This is a genomic window from Spirosoma fluminis (genome assembly GCF_054778895.1).
Genome location: NZ_BAAGZD010000005.1, coordinates 93,870 through 107,972, shown reverse-complemented (window position 1 = coordinate 107,972; position 14,103 = coordinate 93,870). Strand labels below are relative to the sequence as shown.

Genomic DNA, 14,103 nt, shown 5'->3' with positions numbered 1-14,103 from the left:
TCATTATCGGCGTGTGCAGTTCCACATCCAGGTACAAGGCAGTGGCCGCTATCCAAATATCGCTCTTACCCATGTTACAGGCAGAAGAATGAAGGGGAGCCGTTCTGAGTTTGCCTTGGCTAAACGCATCAACCTGCGCATAAACCGGAATAATCAGTGGCTCTAAACTAGCAATCGGGTAGTGACCAACCAGATAGCTTACAAAATCTATCTTTTGAGCGCCCCAGTCTGAAGGAGATCACCGACAACTATACTTGGAATGATAGTTTGAACAGGTGGTGAGCTTCTTTGACGAATGTGATCAATCAAAATATTTGTGTCATAGATCATACTGCACCCCTGTCTCCCTCGGCTAATAACTCATCCATGCGCTGGTTTTCCTCTTCGGTAAACTCCGAAAACGCTCGTAAGAATGGTTCTCGTACGGCAGTAGCTTCTAGAAAGTGCTCAACACCCCAGCGCCTGATATCTTCCGGTTTGTAGACACTGGAACCTTGCTCGTTAACGGTTGGGATATGTTGCCGCTCTTCATCATTTGCATTAGCCTTGTTGTTGCTGGTTTAACACAACAAACTATGGCGTAGCTACAGGTCAACACTACACGGCTTCTTCCTCTTCAATTGGCCGTAGCCGGGTGATGAGTTCTTTTACTTTGGCAATGTCTTTTACGCCCGGCGAGGTTTCAACCTGGCTGTTCACATCGACGCCGTACAGCTTCATGCCTTTTAGTTGCGCTAGCTGATCGAGGTTATCCAGGCCAATGCCGCCACTGATGAAAAATGGCTTGTCGTTATCGTATCGACTTAGGATGCTCCAATCGAATGATACACCATTACCGCCCGGCTGGTCTCCCTTTGCGTCGAACAGAAAAAAGTCGCACTGCGCTTTGTAGTTGTTTAGCATCGAAAAGTTAAATGACTCATCTACCCGAAACGCCTTGATGATGTTGATACCTCTGTTCCGTAGGCTCCGGCAATACTCGGGCGTTTCGTTGCCGTGCAACTGCACGTATTGAAAATCGTACTTCTTTACATTCCGCAGAATATAATCCGGGCTGGCGTTTACAAACACGCCGACTTTGCGAATCGAACGCGGCAAGGCTTTTACCGCATCAACATCCAGCTCATCACCGACGAAACGGGGTGATTGATCGTAGAAGATAAACCCAACGAAGTCAGGACCAAGGGCGGCAATCTCTTTCAGGTTGTCGGCATCACGCAGACCGCACACTTTGATTTTCATGAGGTAAACGAGTTTGTAAAGGTGGGCATTTGATCTTTGAAATCGGTTACCAGGGCAGCCAGAGCCGCGGCTGGATCAAGGGTTTTCATAAACGCTTCGCCGATCAGGAAACCATCAAAACCCGCCTTAAACAGCGTGATCATCGTCGCAGCATCGTGCAGCCCGCTTTCGGTGATCTTGGCGAAGGTATCCGGTATGCGCTCGACCAACCGAAGCGAAGTATCAACGGAGGTCGTAAATGTTTTCAAATTTCGATTGTTAACGCCAACCAGATCAACCGTATGGATGAGCGACCGATCCAGTTCCTCCTCATCGTGAACTTCGAGCAGTACCTGCAGGCCCAGGTTCTGGGCCTGCTCGCTAAAGTCAGCTACTTCTTCGGGCGTAAGACAGGCGGCAATGAGCAACACCAGGTCAGCACCCCAGGCTTTTGCTTCCAGCAACTGATACGTATCAACAATGAAATCTTTACGAAGGATGGGCGTTCCGGGGTTTGCCAGGCGGGCGGCCTGTAAGTCCGCGGGTGTTCCTCCAAAAAACGGCTCGTCGGTCAAGACAGAAAGCACCGCTGCTCCCGCTTTAACGTAACCCTGCGTAGTCGCAGCGACCTCGGCTTGATCATTGATGATGCCTTTGGAAGGGGATTTACGCTTGAATTCGGCAATGATACCCGTTGACCGAAAATCCTGAACGGCATCCCGCGCAGAAATTGGCGGCCGTTTGAAGTCAGGCATTTGTTCTAACACAGACGTGGGTGTGGCTTCCTTACGCTGGGCTACTTCTATTCGCTTCTGAGCAACAATCTGATCTAAAATTGTCATATTCTAAAGGCCATTATCCATCAGCAGCGGCTGACAACAATGACGAGTAATGACTACGAATAACGTACTAACCAATCAACTTCTTAAAACTCATCAGGGCCCGTTTGCTTTCCAGAGACTCACGCGCCATCGCTATAGCTTCCTCCGGCCCCTTCGCTTTCCCGGCTGCCAACAGCGCCATGCCCGCATTCGCTAAAACAGCCTGCTTTTGCGCTGAGGTCGCTTCGTCGTTCAGCACATTCATAAATAGCTGCGCTGACTCGTCTAACGTCTGGCCGCCAGCCAGTGCTTCCGGTGCCAGAGTTTCCAGACCTAGCTGCTCAGGTTCAAGTACTTGTTCAGTTCGGTTACTGATTACTTTGAAGGCACCTGTCAGCGAAATCTCGTCGTAACCGTCCAGCCCGTGCAGAATCATAAACTGCTTGTCTGTCTGCTGATAAAGGTACGCATATAATCGCGCCAATTCAAGACTAAACACCCCAACAAGCTGCTTTTGAGGCTTTGCCGGATTAATCATCGGGCCGAGTACATTGAAAAATGTTTTAACGCCAAGATCTTTGCGGATAGGCGCTACGTTCTTCATGGCCGGGTGAAACAACGGCGCATGCAAAAAACAGATACCCGCAGTCTCCATTTTGCGTTGCAGCTCACCAACATCATTCGTAAACGTATAGCCAAGCCGTTCCATAATGGTCGATGACCCAACCAGTGATGACACGCCGTGATTACCGTGTTTCGCCACGCATTGACCCGCGCCAGCGACTACAAATGATGAGAGAGTTGAGATGTTGAACGTATCTTTCCCATCGCCCCCCGTGCCACAAAGGTCCATTGGGTCGTAGGTGGCCAGATCGACCGGAAGGCACAGTTCCAGCATCGCATCGCGGAAGCCTTCAAGCTCTTCAAGGCGTAGGCTGCGCATCATGTAGACGGTCAGGAACGAGGCAATCTGGGCCGCGTTGTATTCACCCCGGCCAATGCCCAGCAATACTTGCCGGGCTTGGTCTTTTGTCAGGTGTTTATACTCGAAAAGGTGATTTAGAATAGCTTTCATTTCTCAAAGAGCGAAAGAGGTAAAGAGTGAATACCTGGCGCATTTTGTAGCGCACTTTCACCGCTACGGCGGCCTGGTCTTTATTGTTTTAGCCAGTTTTGGAGCATTCTAACGCCGTTTTCGGTGAGTACCGATTCGGGGTGAAATTGCAAGCCGCGGACGTCGAAGCGGGTGTGAGCCAAGGCCATAACCCGGCCATGTTCGTCTACGGCGGTAGTTTTAAGTTCAGCGGGCATGGAGCTGGGTACGACGGTCCAGGAGTGATACCGTCCTACGGTCAACTCTTCGGGTACGCCGGCGAAAAGGGGCTCGCTGGAATCAGTAACGGTGGTCCGATGGGCAACGCCGTGCAGTACGTCTCCCAGGTTCTCAAGTCGTGCGCCGTATACCTCACCAATGCCCTGATGGCCGAGACAAATACCCAGAACACTTTTCGTAGAGCCGTACTCCATGACCAAATCCTGCATGATACCGGCTTCGGACGGAATTCCGGGGCCGGGCGACAGCATGATTTTGTCGTATTGGCCAACGGCTTCCAGCGCTATTTTATCGTTACGGACCACGTCTGGCCGTTGCCCCAACTCCCGAAGAATGTAAACGAGGTTGTAGGTAAATGAATCGTAGTTATCTAAAACGAGAAGTTTCATAGTTTAAAGGAGAAAAGGGAGGAGCGGGAAGAAAGGAACAAGGGGGATATGTTTTCCCGTTCGTCCTTTTCCTCCCTTTCTTCCGTTATAGTGTTTTTGCTTGTTCAATGGCCATCCGCAAAGCAGCCAGCTTGTTGTGTACTTCCTGAAGTTCGCTCTCTACAACTGACTTAGCTACAACGCCAGCCCCAGCCTGGTAATACAACGTATTGTCTTTACTCATAAATGTTCGAATCATAATGGCGTGGTTGAATTCGCCGTCAAAACCCATGTAACCAATGCTGCCCGAATAAAAGCTGCGGCTTAAGTTTTCGTAGCGGTCAATCAGCTTCATCGCCATGTGTTTGGGAGCACCCGAAAGCGTGCCCGCCGGGAAGGTCTCCGCTACAATCTGTAAGGGGTCGGCCGTTTCGGTCAAATCGCCGACAACCTTCGATACGAGGTGAATAACGTGCGAGTAGTACTGAACCTCTTTGAAGGTTTCGACTTTCACTACGTCGCAGTTGCGGCTGAGGTCATTACGTGCCAGGTCAACCAGCATAACGTGCTCGGCCGACTCTTTAGGGTCATCATACAGCTTTTGGGCAAGCTCAGCGTCCCGAATATCATCGCCGGTTCGCCGGAAGGTGCCCGCAATCGGATAAATGGTGGCTTTACGATCTTTCACCACAATCTGCGATTCGGGCGACGAACCGAAAAGCTTGTAGTTGCCGTAATCGAAATAAAACAGATAAGGAGAGGGGTTCAGCGACCGTAATGCACGGTACACATTAAATTCGTCGCCAATGAAAGGGGTAGAAAACCGGCGCGATAAAACAATCTGGAACACATCCCCCCGTTGGCAATGGTCTTTTCCTTTTTGAATAACGGCTCTGAACTCGTCGTCGGTAAAGTTAGACTGCTCAGGTCCGGCCGGGCTAAAGGAATACGTGGGGTAGTTCCGGCCCGTGATCAGGTCGCTTATGTAATCTAACGTACTCTCTGGCTCTGCTTCACCATCGCGTAAGTAGCTGTGTTCGAACAGGTACAGCTCATCTTTGAAATGGTTAATGGCGAGTACGTAGCGATAAACCGTAAAAACGGCCGCCGGAATCTGATTTTCCGTAGGTACGGGTGCCTGCAAGTTTATGTCTTCGAAGCCCTGCACGGCTGGATAGCCGAAATAACCAAACAAACCATTGGTGATAAACGGGAAAGGAGCTTTTTCGTGCTGGAAGCTATCTTTGAATTCTTGCAAAGCCTCGCGCATTCCTTCAACGGGAAGCTCGTTGGTTTGCTCTGTTTCGTTGGGCAACTGAATGGTTAACCGTCCGCCTGAACCCGGCTGGACAACGTAGGAAAACTTGGCAACGGGATCAAACGCGATGTAGGAAAAGCTATTTTCGTTACCATGGTAGTCGGAGCTTTCGAGCAGAATACTATTCAGGAAACGGTCGCGGATACGCAGGTAAATACTAACCGGCGTAATGATGTCGGCCAGCATGCGCTTGTGGCGGCTGACAACACGATAAGTGGTTGAAGGGGCGCTAGTAGTCATTGTATGGTTGTTAAATAATCGTTTAAAAGGCTAAACAGATGACAAAAAATAAGGCTCACCGGGATGACGGTGAGCCTTTGGTATATTTGCTGATGAACAACAATAGCGGCAACCCTCATCCCCAATGAGAAGAGTGCCACCACCAAATCATGTTGTTAATCGAATTTTTCATTGTCTTTTGTTCTTTTATCGGGGTGGCGGGATTCGAAGGCGAACGCGCCCCCGGCCATAACCTCTATATCCCGAACGGATGCAATTAAATTCTGTTTCTTGTCGGGGTGGCGGGATTCGAACCCACGACCTCTACGTCCCGAACGTAGCGCGCTACCAGGCTGCGCTACACCCCGAATGAGTGGCAAAGGTAATGGCTTTGTTTATGTCTGAGAAGTTAAGTGCTAATTTTTTTTGTAATGAATGCCGCCAGCTTATCCGGTATCTCCCACGGCAGTAAGTGCCCGGCCTTCGGAACAGTGGTCACCGTGGCTTTTTTAATGTAAGGCAGCACAAGTTCATTTTGTACATCAGGCGATAGGGCCCGATCGTCGCTTCCAACGATGATGTGCACAGGTACGTTGATACCCGCCATACGTTCCGAAATGTCTTCTAAACTGCCAGCCGTTAACCAGGCCATCCAGGCGGGTTTAGCCGTTCGTAAGTCATCGGCGATAATCTGTTCCCGAACGTCGTTGGATATGTCAACTTCAGTTATGTTTTTGAGGGTTTCTTCAGCGCCCGGACGCTGGCCATAAGTCACGATTAACTTTTGCCGCTCATCATCTGGTATGGGTTCCGGAACGGGTGGTGAAGGTGACACCAGCACCAGCGAAAGGAGACCCGCGGGCTGACGGGCGGCCAAGGCCAGCGCAACTTTCCCACTCATCGAATGGCCGACCAAAACATATTGCGTTACGTTAGATTGTCGAATAAGCGCTACTACGTCATCCGCCATATCATCTACGGAAAACGTCGTATGAGTCGAGAAACCACCCACGGGCTGCGAATCGCCGAAACCGCGCAGGTCAACGGCCAAACAACGGTAATTTCCGGACAGATTAGCCGTTACAAACTGCCATTCCAGGGCCGATCCGCCGAAATAATGCAGAAAAACAAGGGTTACCGGACCACTACCGCTTTCGAGTACATTCAGGGGAATTCCGTTGATGGTTGTTGTCATTAAACATTTACTTTTAAACGAGCGGGCTGATCCGTCATCTCCAGCATTTCGCCGTAAGGAACGATGGTTATCTGGCCGAATTCTTCTAATAAATCTTTATAAGCCTGCGCTACTGGTCTGGGTTTGCGGTCAAGGTCGTACAACCCACAGGCATTGACGCGATTGTTAAGCTCCCCAAGCTGCGTGTCCCAGTCAATCTGGTCGATCAGGCTATACCAGGTGAAGCCAAGTACGGGTACACCATCCCGGCGCATCCGGAGTACGCTTACCCATTGCTTGTAAAGCCAGATGGGTGCCTGATCGGCTTCAAACACGTTCGTTTCGGTATGCATCACGGGCATGTGGTACCGCTCATAGTAGTCTCTGGTAATTTCGTACCAGCCTAGTACATCCATCGAAGTTTTAATCGACCCATCGGGCAGCTTTATGCGTTCGTTACGTCCGTAGTAATCGTTGCCCATAATCTGGTAGCCAGGAGGCTTGCCCGCCATAAACCAATTGTATTCTTCGCGGGTCAGGCCGTTGTCCATCATGTACATGGCCACCGTTGCCGAAGGTGGGTTGGCGTACAATAGATCGAGAGAAAGAAAGCGAAGTTCGTTGTCGAGGGCTGTTTGGGCGGAGGGGGTTGCGCAAAGTTCATGCGTATATTCAGCGCTTTCGCTTTGTACGATGACGCAGTCGTTCCGGTATTTGGCAATCTGCTGATTTCCCATAATACTGGCCGCTGCGCAGTGTTTCAGAGCCGTAACGAAGCCCCGATCGGTTTTTAGCTGCTCATTCCAGACGCCGTCTTTTCCGCTGATGCGCGCTGTTACGTAGATTTCGTTAACGGGCGTATAGTAACGTACCCAGGGATAGCGCTCGGCAACGGCTCCGGCGTATTCCGCAAAATGAACGGGAAGCTCCGGATTTTGAAAGTTGCCGATCCAGTCCGGTACGCCAAAGTGCATGAGGTCCAGAATAGGAATAATGCCCAGGCGCTTGATTTCGGCCATAACTTCATCCGCAAAACTCCAGTCATACTGGCCTGGCCCCTTCTGGATACTGTAATAAGGAAGCCCATAGCGAAGCACCTTAAGGCCCATTTCCTTGACAAGGCCTAAATCTTCGCGCCAGCGGTCATAATGGCCGCACTCCCGGAGCTGGTCGCGCCGGACGGTACCGTTCTGTATGGTTGGATACGAACACTCGATGCCCGTGGCAAACATGAAGTTGCTGGGATTCGTAGCTGGCAAACCGCTGCCATCATGCCCCCGTGCGCCCCCGAACTGGTCACCTTCATAGTCGCCTTTGCCGAAGTGCTTTTTGATGTTGTCTAAAAATCCGATTTTAGTCATGATGCTGGTTGTCGATCCTCCTGCCGAACCGGTCGGGGTGACGCTGAAGGCTGTCTTGAAAAATGGTCGTTAGTTGTCCAGTCGCTTCTGCCGCGCCAGAAAGCGGTCGGCGGTACGGAGCGACAGAGCCATAATGGTTAGGGCAGGATTAACGCTTAAGGCACTCGGAAACGTTGAGTTATCGCTGATGTATAAGTTCGGAATATCGAACGACTGCCCCTCGGCATTGACGACCGACCGGTCCGGATCGTGCCCCATCCGGCAGGTGCCGATAACGTGCGCATTTCGTGGAAACGCCCAGACGTGTTTGGCGCCCGCTGCGGCCCATATATCGCGCATGATGTTGTCGGCATGAGCGGTCATCCGTTTTTCGTTCTCGCCGTTTGAAAAGTATATACGGGGTTTCGGTAGACCACGGTTGTCTTTTTCGTCCGACAACTCCAGAAAATTATGCTCGTAAGGCAGGCAATCACCCAGGATGTTGATACCCGCTACGTGGTTGTAGGCTAAGGCGGCTCGTTTCAACTCCTGCCCCCAGAGCTTTCGGGCGCGTACCAGTTGAGAAATATACGTAACGGGCATAACCCCGATGGATTGCAGCAGATACCCCCCGGCGAAGTCGGCGTAGGCGGGCCGGTGCGTATCTTCAGAAATTATTGCTCCCGGTATACCTTTGTACGGACGCACATCTTCATCAAACTCGCCCCAGATTTGCAGAGCCGTGTGGGCCATGATATTACGGCCCACCTGACCGCTGGTATTGGCCAGGCCATTCATTAACAGCAGTCGGGGCGTCTCCACGGTACCGGCACATAAAAACACGTATCGACACCGCTGGCGCTCTTCCTTGCCGTTACGTGTGTAAACAACCTCGCTAATTCGCCCGGAAGAATCTTTTACCAGTTGCGTTACAAAGCTTTCGGGCCGAATTTCAGCACCGTAGTGTATGGCTAGGGGAATGTACGTTACGTCCATACTGGCCTTCGCGCCGATGTTGCAGCCCGCCTGGCAGAATCCCCGGTTTGTGCAGGCGGAGCGGTGGCCAACCCCTTCCTGATAATAACCAGCCGAAAGCGCGGCATTGGCGGCTGGTGAGGTTTTTAGGCCAACTTCCTTGCAACCTCGCTCCATAAGCTGACCAGCTCCGTTGATGGATAGCGGACCGAGGGCGTAGGCCTGTTTTCGAGCGGGGCCCCAGGGATAGTGTGCCGGGCCAGATACGCCCAGAAAGTGCTCGATTTCGTCGTAGTAGGGCTCAATCTCGTTGAAGTCGACTGGCCAGTCTTCGCCTACGCCAAACTCGGTGCGGATATGTAGATCGTCGGGCTGGACGCGGGGTGTATACGCGGTATAGTGCAATGTGGAGCCACCAACACCCGTGCCTGAATTGTTGTTGCCAAAGGGGAGCGGATCATTACCCGCACTCAGGCGTTCGTCATTCCAGAACAGTTTAGACTGTGCCCGCTCATCGGTAGGGAAGTCGTCTATGGGTTTCCAGTGTTTACCCGCTTCCAGGGCAACCACCTTCAAACCGGCTTTGGCCAGACGTGCCAGTAAAGGAGCCCCACCTGCGCCTGTACCAATCACAATGGCATCGACGCGTTCATGAGTTGGATATTGCTGCATTACGTAGTGGGGGATGATGGACCAGCAAACAAGGGTCTTGGTTCGCGCTCGTCCAGTTGATTCAGACCGATTCGCTGCCAGCCGGGTACGTCGGCCATAGCTACGCAGCCAATTTCTTCCTGCGCCAGTGGGTGACTGTAGTAATTTTCAACCGCTTCGGCCAGTAGCTCCTCGAAGAAGCGTTCGGCGGGTAACCCCTCCCAGCTGGCACTGGTGCTTTGCGCTGTCTGGATATAAGTCAAAACGCTGTCCTGCTGATCAGGGCTTAGTTGCCGAAAAGGTTGCTGAAACAGAACCATTGCTGTTTCGGCTACGCCTTTCAGGCCCAGGCGATACGCGTCGCGGTCGGGCGGCATCGTGTCGTACCGCCATCCATTCGATTCGTTTTGAGTTAGCCGTTCGTCGATGCCACCGGCCAGATCAATGCATACAGGCCGATCCTGCTGCGGAATCAACCGGTTGCAAATGGCCTGGAGCAGGGCAAACTCATCTGCTGAAAAGAACTGCGGCTGTCTTTCTGGCAAGTTTATCCGATCCGTCAGAGCCTGACGCGTAGCCTTCGTAACGTGGTCGGTTTCAAGCAGGGTACGTACCGTGCCATCGGGGTAGTGTTCGGTCGGAGTCATGCCTAACCGAGTTTGCCGCCAGTCACCTCCACGATGCTGCCGGTCATAAAACTGCCGTCGCTGGAGGCCAGCAGTACGTAGGCGGGTGCCAGTTCTTCGGGTTGACCGGGTCGGGTCAGCGCCACTTCATGGCCAAAGTTTTTAACCTCGTCCTCGGGCATCGTTCCCGGAATGTTTGGCGTCCAGACGGGTCCCGGAGCAACGCAGTTTACCCGGATGTTACGTTCGCCGAGTTGAATGGCCAGCGATTTTGTAAAGGCATGAATAGCGCCCTTGGTAGCACAGTAATCGAGCAGGATTGGGTTGCCAACGATACCGACAATGCTACCCGTATTGACAATGGCATCGCCTTCGTGCAAATGGGGAAGGGCAGCCTGAGCCATGAAAAAATAACCCAGAATATTCGTGTCGAACGTTCGCCGGAGTTGTTCTTCGGTAATATCCTCCAGCTTTTGCTGCGCCATCTGGTAAGCGGCATTGTTGACCAGCACATTCAGTTTACCATATGTATCAAGGGTTTGCTGAACGGCCTGCTCACACTGGGCTTTTTGCCGAACGTCGGCCTGAATGACCAGGCATCTCCGCCCTTTCGACTCAACCAGGCGTTTCGTGTATCTGGCGTCGTCGGTGTTTTCGTTGTAGACAATGGCCACATCGGCCCCTTCCATTGCGAACGCAATAGCAACGGCCCGCCCGATGCCGGAATCAGCACCGGTGATGATGGCCACCTTATCGGTAAGCTTGCCCGCTGGTTTGTAGTTCGACAGGTCACTGTCGGGAGCGGGGTCCATGTCTGACTGGCGGGCAGGATAGGGGAGTTGCTGACCAGAAATGTCTTCGGCTTTGGGACGGAATTCAGGTTGGTTAGGCATAACGTGTTGAGTAGTGAAAATAAAGGACAACCCCTCTGATAGGCTGAGGGTAATGCTGTCAAGTAACTGCGTGTTCCAATAATTTGTTGGCATTCAAACAAAAAGTGTCGGCTAGTAACTAGTCGACACGTTCTGGGAGAGTCGCTTGAAAATACTTGTAGTAAATGACGACTTACTTTTGCGCCGTCTGTCCTTCACATTTTTTCATAATCTGCTGAGCACTGCTCTGGCCCCAATGCGGCTCGATGGAGCTTGCGTTCGGAGCGCTTTGGGCGAAAAGCTGTGCTGCTCGGGCTGCTAACTGGCAACTCATAGCCTTGTCGCCACCGTAGCCTTCCGGAGCACTGCGTTTGAGTTGAGCCAAGACGACCATTGCCCGAGGGTTATTCGGGTTTTGCGTTAAGGCTTGCTGTAAAGCCTCGCCACCGAGTGCTGAATATTTTGGTCCCCGGCTCATAAAGTCTACATTAATACGGGCGAAGTGAACGGTTGCGCGTAAGCAGGATACTTCGGAGTTATTAGGGCTGAGTGAGTCGGCTTTACTGACAAAAGCGTCGGCCTTGTCGGCCCAGCCGTCCACCAAGTTTTTGTCTTTCTCCTGATTGGCGAGGTTCATGGCGCACATACCGGCGTAATAGTAGGGGAGCCACTGTGTTTTTTCAGCGGACGCAATGCGATCAAAGCTGTTCATTAACGTCAGCATAGTAGATGAGGTGCGAACCGTGTCAAAGTGGGCCACGTTTCTTTTCATAGCTTTCTGGTACTTGTCGCTTTGCGCGAAAGCTGCGTAACTAATTATAAACGAACTGACGAAAGCAATGATGAGCGTTTTCATATACTTGATGGTTTATTAGTTACTAATCTGGTTAGAATTGACTGTTAATAATTTCCTGCCGACGATCAGTGCCGAGCGTAATGAACATGCCGACGAAGACAAACGGATTATTGGTGGGCACAATAGCCTCGCGTCGTTGTGGGTTGGTCGTTGAATACGTATAACCAAAAACTTGCTGGTTGCCCAGGGCGTTACTGACGGTTAACACCAGCACCGACTGCGCTTTGCGGACGCTCATCAGGCGGGCGAAGCTCACACCCAGGTTTTGGTAAGCCGGTGTTCGGTCGGTCATAAACGCTTGGGCCGGACGCTCCGGGTTAGCGTAAGGACGGCCTGACGCGACGGTGTATGTTACCCCAATGTTGGTCTGAATTTCAGAGAAGAAACGTTTGATGACCGCCGAGGCTGTGTGTTTAGCCGCAAATGAAGGCTGCACGGCTGTTGAGTAGTCGAGGAACTGGCGCTTCGTATCCAGGAAAGAATAAGACATCCAGTAGTCAACTCCTTTGATGCTTTTCTTGTCCCGGAAAAATATTTCGACACCACGAGCGTAACCCCAGCCACCATTGGATAAGGCAGGCTGCGTTTGAATCAGGTTATCATACTGTTTATAGAAAGCTTCTGCGCGAAACGTCCGGTCGCTTCTCACCCGCTGATAACTGACTATGTAATGGTCAGCGTTTGTGAACGTTAAATTGGCGGTTTGCAACAGGAACGGGCGATCCGGCTTCTGATAGAACCGGCCGTATGACACTGATAGTAACCCGCTACTCCCGGTGCTGTAGCCGAGTGCCAACCGAGGTGATACGTTAAACTTGCCTAACCAGGACGAATACTCCGATCGTACCCCCGCCCGCGCTGACAAACGATCGGTCAGATAAGATTCTGTTTCGGCAAACTGAGCTAAGTACGTGTCCGCATATTGGCTGTCGTTACGTTGTTCACTAATCCGCTGAAATTCGGTGCCAATCGTCAAACGCGTCCGGCTTAAGATCATCTTGGAAACTACGTTCCGGGCTTGCCATAATGATGAGCGATCGGCTTGCCGGATTATTGAATCAGGCCGTTCGGCGTTTTGAAAGCGAGCCGCTACGTTGGTGAGGTCATTGTTATAAGCGTAAGAAAGCCCCGCTTGCCATTTCCAGCCACCTTTCAGGTTTTGTTTATAGGTCAGGTTTGTGTACAGATTCTGATTCGTCAGGTGAATGCCGTTCGTGATACCGTCGTAATCCAAATTGGGCCTGTCGAGACCAACGGTACTTACGCCACCGTTAACGAAGAATTTCAACATACCACCATTCTTAAGCAGATGGCGGAACGACGCATTTCCATCCCAGTAACGGGGTGTTTGGGTAAACTGAACCGCACCCGGTGCCATCGTATTGTACAAACTTAAATTCGTATGGCTAATACCTCCGCCGAAGGCCGTTTTCTTATCGCGGGTGAGTTGCTGGATGTTTATCCCCGCCATGATGGGTGAGATGGTCAGCTCGGCGCTACTTTTTACGGGTAAGTCTTCCGTTTCCAGCACCAGTGCCGATGAAAGTGCTTGTCCGTATTGTGCCGAGTAGCCTCCTGTCGAGAAAAAGGTGCCTTTGAACATGCCCGGTGCAAAACGGCTACGAGCGGCCATGTTGGACGGACTGCTGTAGGTGAAGTTGTTGACCAGTAGCCCGTCGATATAGACTTTGGTTTCGGTGCCCGTTCCGCCCCGCACAAACAAATCGCCACTCTCGCCAACGGCCTGGGCACCCGGCATGGTTTTCAGTGCAGACGTAATGTTTCCATCCGTAGCCGTGGTCAATACGTCCAGCGGGCTTAAAACAGTGTATTTGTTTTTGTCATTGAGATCGAACAAACGAGGTCGTACGGTTACGTCCTGTAGGTTGAGCGATTTGGTGGTGAACACCATTTTTACCACCAGCTTTGGCCCACTGTTTAGTTCGACTGTCTGTGCTACGTCGACGAAGCCTGCCAGCTTCGCTATTAATTTAAACGTGCCCTTCTCTTCGGTCTCAAACGCAAATTCTCCTTTGGCGTTAGTCGTTGCGCCGTCGTACGTGCCATCGAGTGAAACGTTGGCATTAGCCAGCGGACGAATGGTATTGTAAGTGACCGTGCCCTGAACAAGTGTCTTCTGTGCAAAGACGGTAAAAGGCAGCAGGAGCAGGGCCGTTAGTAGAAGTAGCAGAGTAGAGTAGAGCCGTATCATACCTGTTTTTTGTTTGCCTCAGCGAATCGTTGAGACAAACATCGGCAGTTGGCTTACCCCTCGCAATAGGGTGGGATGAGTGACAAACGGGAAGGGATAAAATGTCCTTTTTAGGGG

12 protein-coding genes and 1 tRNA gene are annotated in these 14,103 nt (G+C 51.6%); all 13 read right to left on the bottom strand.

The genetic code is table 11. The annotated features are described in order from the left end of the window. Nucleotides 1-597: 597 nt before the first annotated feature. The 13 genes from ACYVBJ_RS10350 to ACYVBJ_RS10290 all read right to left on the bottom strand — a co-directional run bounded on the left by ACYVBJ_RS10350 (nucleotide 598) and on the right by ACYVBJ_RS10290 (nucleotide 13,986). On the bottom strand, nucleotides 598-1,242 hold the full coding sequence (locus tag ACYVBJ_RS10350) for a phosphoribosylanthranilate isomerase (RefSeq protein WP_460982224.1): 645 nt from the start codon (nucleotides 1,240-1,242) through the stop codon (nucleotides 598-600). After that, complete coding sequence (gene trpC / locus ACYVBJ_RS10345) at nucleotides 1,239-2,063, bottom strand: indole-3-glycerol phosphate synthase TrpC (RefSeq protein ID WP_460982223.1); 825 nt, start codon at nucleotides 2,061-2,063, stop codon at nucleotides 1,239-1,241. The genes ACYVBJ_RS10350 and trpC overlap by 4 nt, the downstream gene beginning before the upstream one ends. A gap of 67 nt (nucleotides 2,064-2,130) precedes the next feature. Next, nucleotides 2,131-3,117, bottom strand: coding sequence for an anthranilate phosphoribosyltransferase (gene trpD, locus ACYVBJ_RS10340; protein WP_460982222.1), 987 nt, complete (start codon nucleotides 3,115-3,117; stop codon nucleotides 2,131-2,133). Between the two features lie 80 nt (nucleotides 3,118-3,197). Continuing rightward, a complete protein-coding gene (locus ACYVBJ_RS10335) occupies nucleotides 3,198-3,764 on the bottom strand; it encodes an anthranilate synthase component II (protein WP_460982221.1) in 567 nt (188 codons plus the stop codon). A gap of 85 nt (nucleotides 3,765-3,849) precedes the next feature. Next, nucleotides 3,850-5,301 (bottom strand): anthranilate synthase component I family protein, encoded by a 1,452-nt coding sequence (locus ACYVBJ_RS10330; protein ID WP_460982220.1) that lies wholly within the window; start codon nucleotides 5,299-5,301, stop codon nucleotides 3,850-3,852. Between the two features lie 273 nt (nucleotides 5,302-5,574). Next, a tRNA-Pro gene (locus ACYVBJ_RS10325) sits at nucleotides 5,575-5,648 on the bottom strand. Nucleotides 5,649-5,689: 41 nt separating this feature from the next. Beyond that, nucleotides 5,690-6,475: an alpha/beta fold hydrolase gene (locus ACYVBJ_RS10320; protein ID WP_460982219.1), complete on the bottom strand. Its 786-nt coding sequence runs from the start codon at nucleotides 6,473-6,475 to the stop codon at nucleotides 5,690-5,692. Further along, the gene (locus tag ACYVBJ_RS10315; RefSeq protein ID WP_460982218.1) at nucleotides 6,475-7,815 is read right to left on the bottom strand and encodes a family 1 glycosylhydrolase; all 1,341 of its coding nucleotides are present in this window, start codon (nucleotides 7,813-7,815) and stop codon (nucleotides 6,475-6,477) included. Before ACYVBJ_RS10315 ends, ACYVBJ_RS10320 begins: the two co-directional genes overlap by 1 nt. A gap of 69 nt (nucleotides 7,816-7,884) precedes the next feature. Next, on the bottom strand, nucleotides 7,885-9,441 hold the full coding sequence (locus tag ACYVBJ_RS10310; RefSeq protein WP_460982217.1) for a GMC family oxidoreductase: 1,557 nt from the start codon (nucleotides 9,439-9,441) through the stop codon (nucleotides 7,885-7,887). Continuing rightward, on the bottom strand, nucleotides 9,441-10,067 hold the full coding sequence (locus ACYVBJ_RS10305) for a gluconate 2-dehydrogenase subunit 3 family protein (protein ID WP_460982216.1): 627 nt from the start codon (nucleotides 10,065-10,067) through the stop codon (nucleotides 9,441-9,443). Before ACYVBJ_RS10305 ends, ACYVBJ_RS10310 begins: the two co-directional genes overlap by 1 nt. A 2-nt stretch (nucleotides 10,068-10,069) precedes the next feature. Continuing rightward, entirely contained in the window at nucleotides 10,070-10,939 is an 870-nt protein-coding gene (locus ACYVBJ_RS10300) for a glucose 1-dehydrogenase (RefSeq protein WP_460982215.1), read from the bottom strand. 172 nt (nucleotides 10,940-11,111) lie between these two features. Then, nucleotides 11,112-11,774, bottom strand: coding sequence for a tetratricopeptide repeat protein (locus ACYVBJ_RS10295; protein WP_460982214.1), 663 nt, complete (start codon nucleotides 11,772-11,774; stop codon nucleotides 11,112-11,114). A 31-nt stretch (nucleotides 11,775-11,805) separates the two neighbouring features. Next, complete coding sequence (locus ACYVBJ_RS10290) at nucleotides 11,806-13,986, bottom strand: TonB-dependent receptor (RefSeq protein WP_460982213.1); 2,181 nt, start codon at nucleotides 13,984-13,986, stop codon at nucleotides 11,806-11,808. Nucleotides 13,987-14,103: the final 117 nt, after the last annotated feature.

Bases quoted from the DNA above. Each gene is read 5' to 3' on its own strand.
- ACYVBJ_RS10350 (WP_460982224.1), bottom strand. From the start codon at position 1,242: ATGAAAATCAAAGTGTGCGGTCTGCGTGATGCCGACAACCTGAAAGAG.
- trpC (WP_460982223.1), bottom strand. From the start codon at position 2,063: ATGACAATTTTAGATCAGATTGTTGCTCAGAAGCGAATAGAAGTAGCC.
- trpD (WP_460982222.1), bottom strand. From the start codon at position 3,117: ATGAAAGCTATTCTAAATCACCTTTTCGAGTATAAACACCTGACAAAA.
- ACYVBJ_RS10335 (WP_460982221.1), bottom strand. From the start codon at position 3,764: ATGAAACTTCTCGTTTTAGATAACTACGATTCATTTACCTACAACCTC.
- ACYVBJ_RS10330 (WP_460982220.1), bottom strand. From the start codon at position 5,301: ATGACTACTAGCGCCCCTTCAACCACTTATCGTGTTGTCAGCCGCCAC.
- ACYVBJ_RS10320 (WP_460982219.1), bottom strand. From the start codon at position 6,475: ATGACAACAACCATCAACGGAATTCCCCTGAATGTACTCGAAAGCGGT.
- ACYVBJ_RS10315 (WP_460982218.1), bottom strand. From the start codon at position 7,815: ATGACTAAAATCGGATTTTTAGACAACATCAAAAAGCACTTCGGCAAA.
- ACYVBJ_RS10310 (WP_460982217.1), bottom strand. From the start codon at position 9,441: ATGCAGCAATATCCAACTCATGAACGCGTCGATGCCATTGTGATTGGT.
- ACYVBJ_RS10305 (WP_460982216.1), bottom strand. From the start codon at position 10,067: ATGACTCCGACCGAACACTACCCCGATGGCACGGTACGTACCCTGCTT.
- ACYVBJ_RS10300 (WP_460982215.1), bottom strand. From the start codon at position 10,939: ATGCCTAACCAACCTGAATTCCGTCCCAAAGCCGAAGACATTTCTGGT.
- ACYVBJ_RS10295 (WP_460982214.1), bottom strand. From the start codon at position 11,774: ATGAAAACGCTCATCATTGCTTTCGTCAGTTCGTTTATAATTAGTTAC.
- ACYVBJ_RS10290 (WP_460982213.1), bottom strand. From the start codon at position 13,986: ATGATACGGCTCTACTCTACTCTGCTACTTCTACTAACGGCCCTGCTC.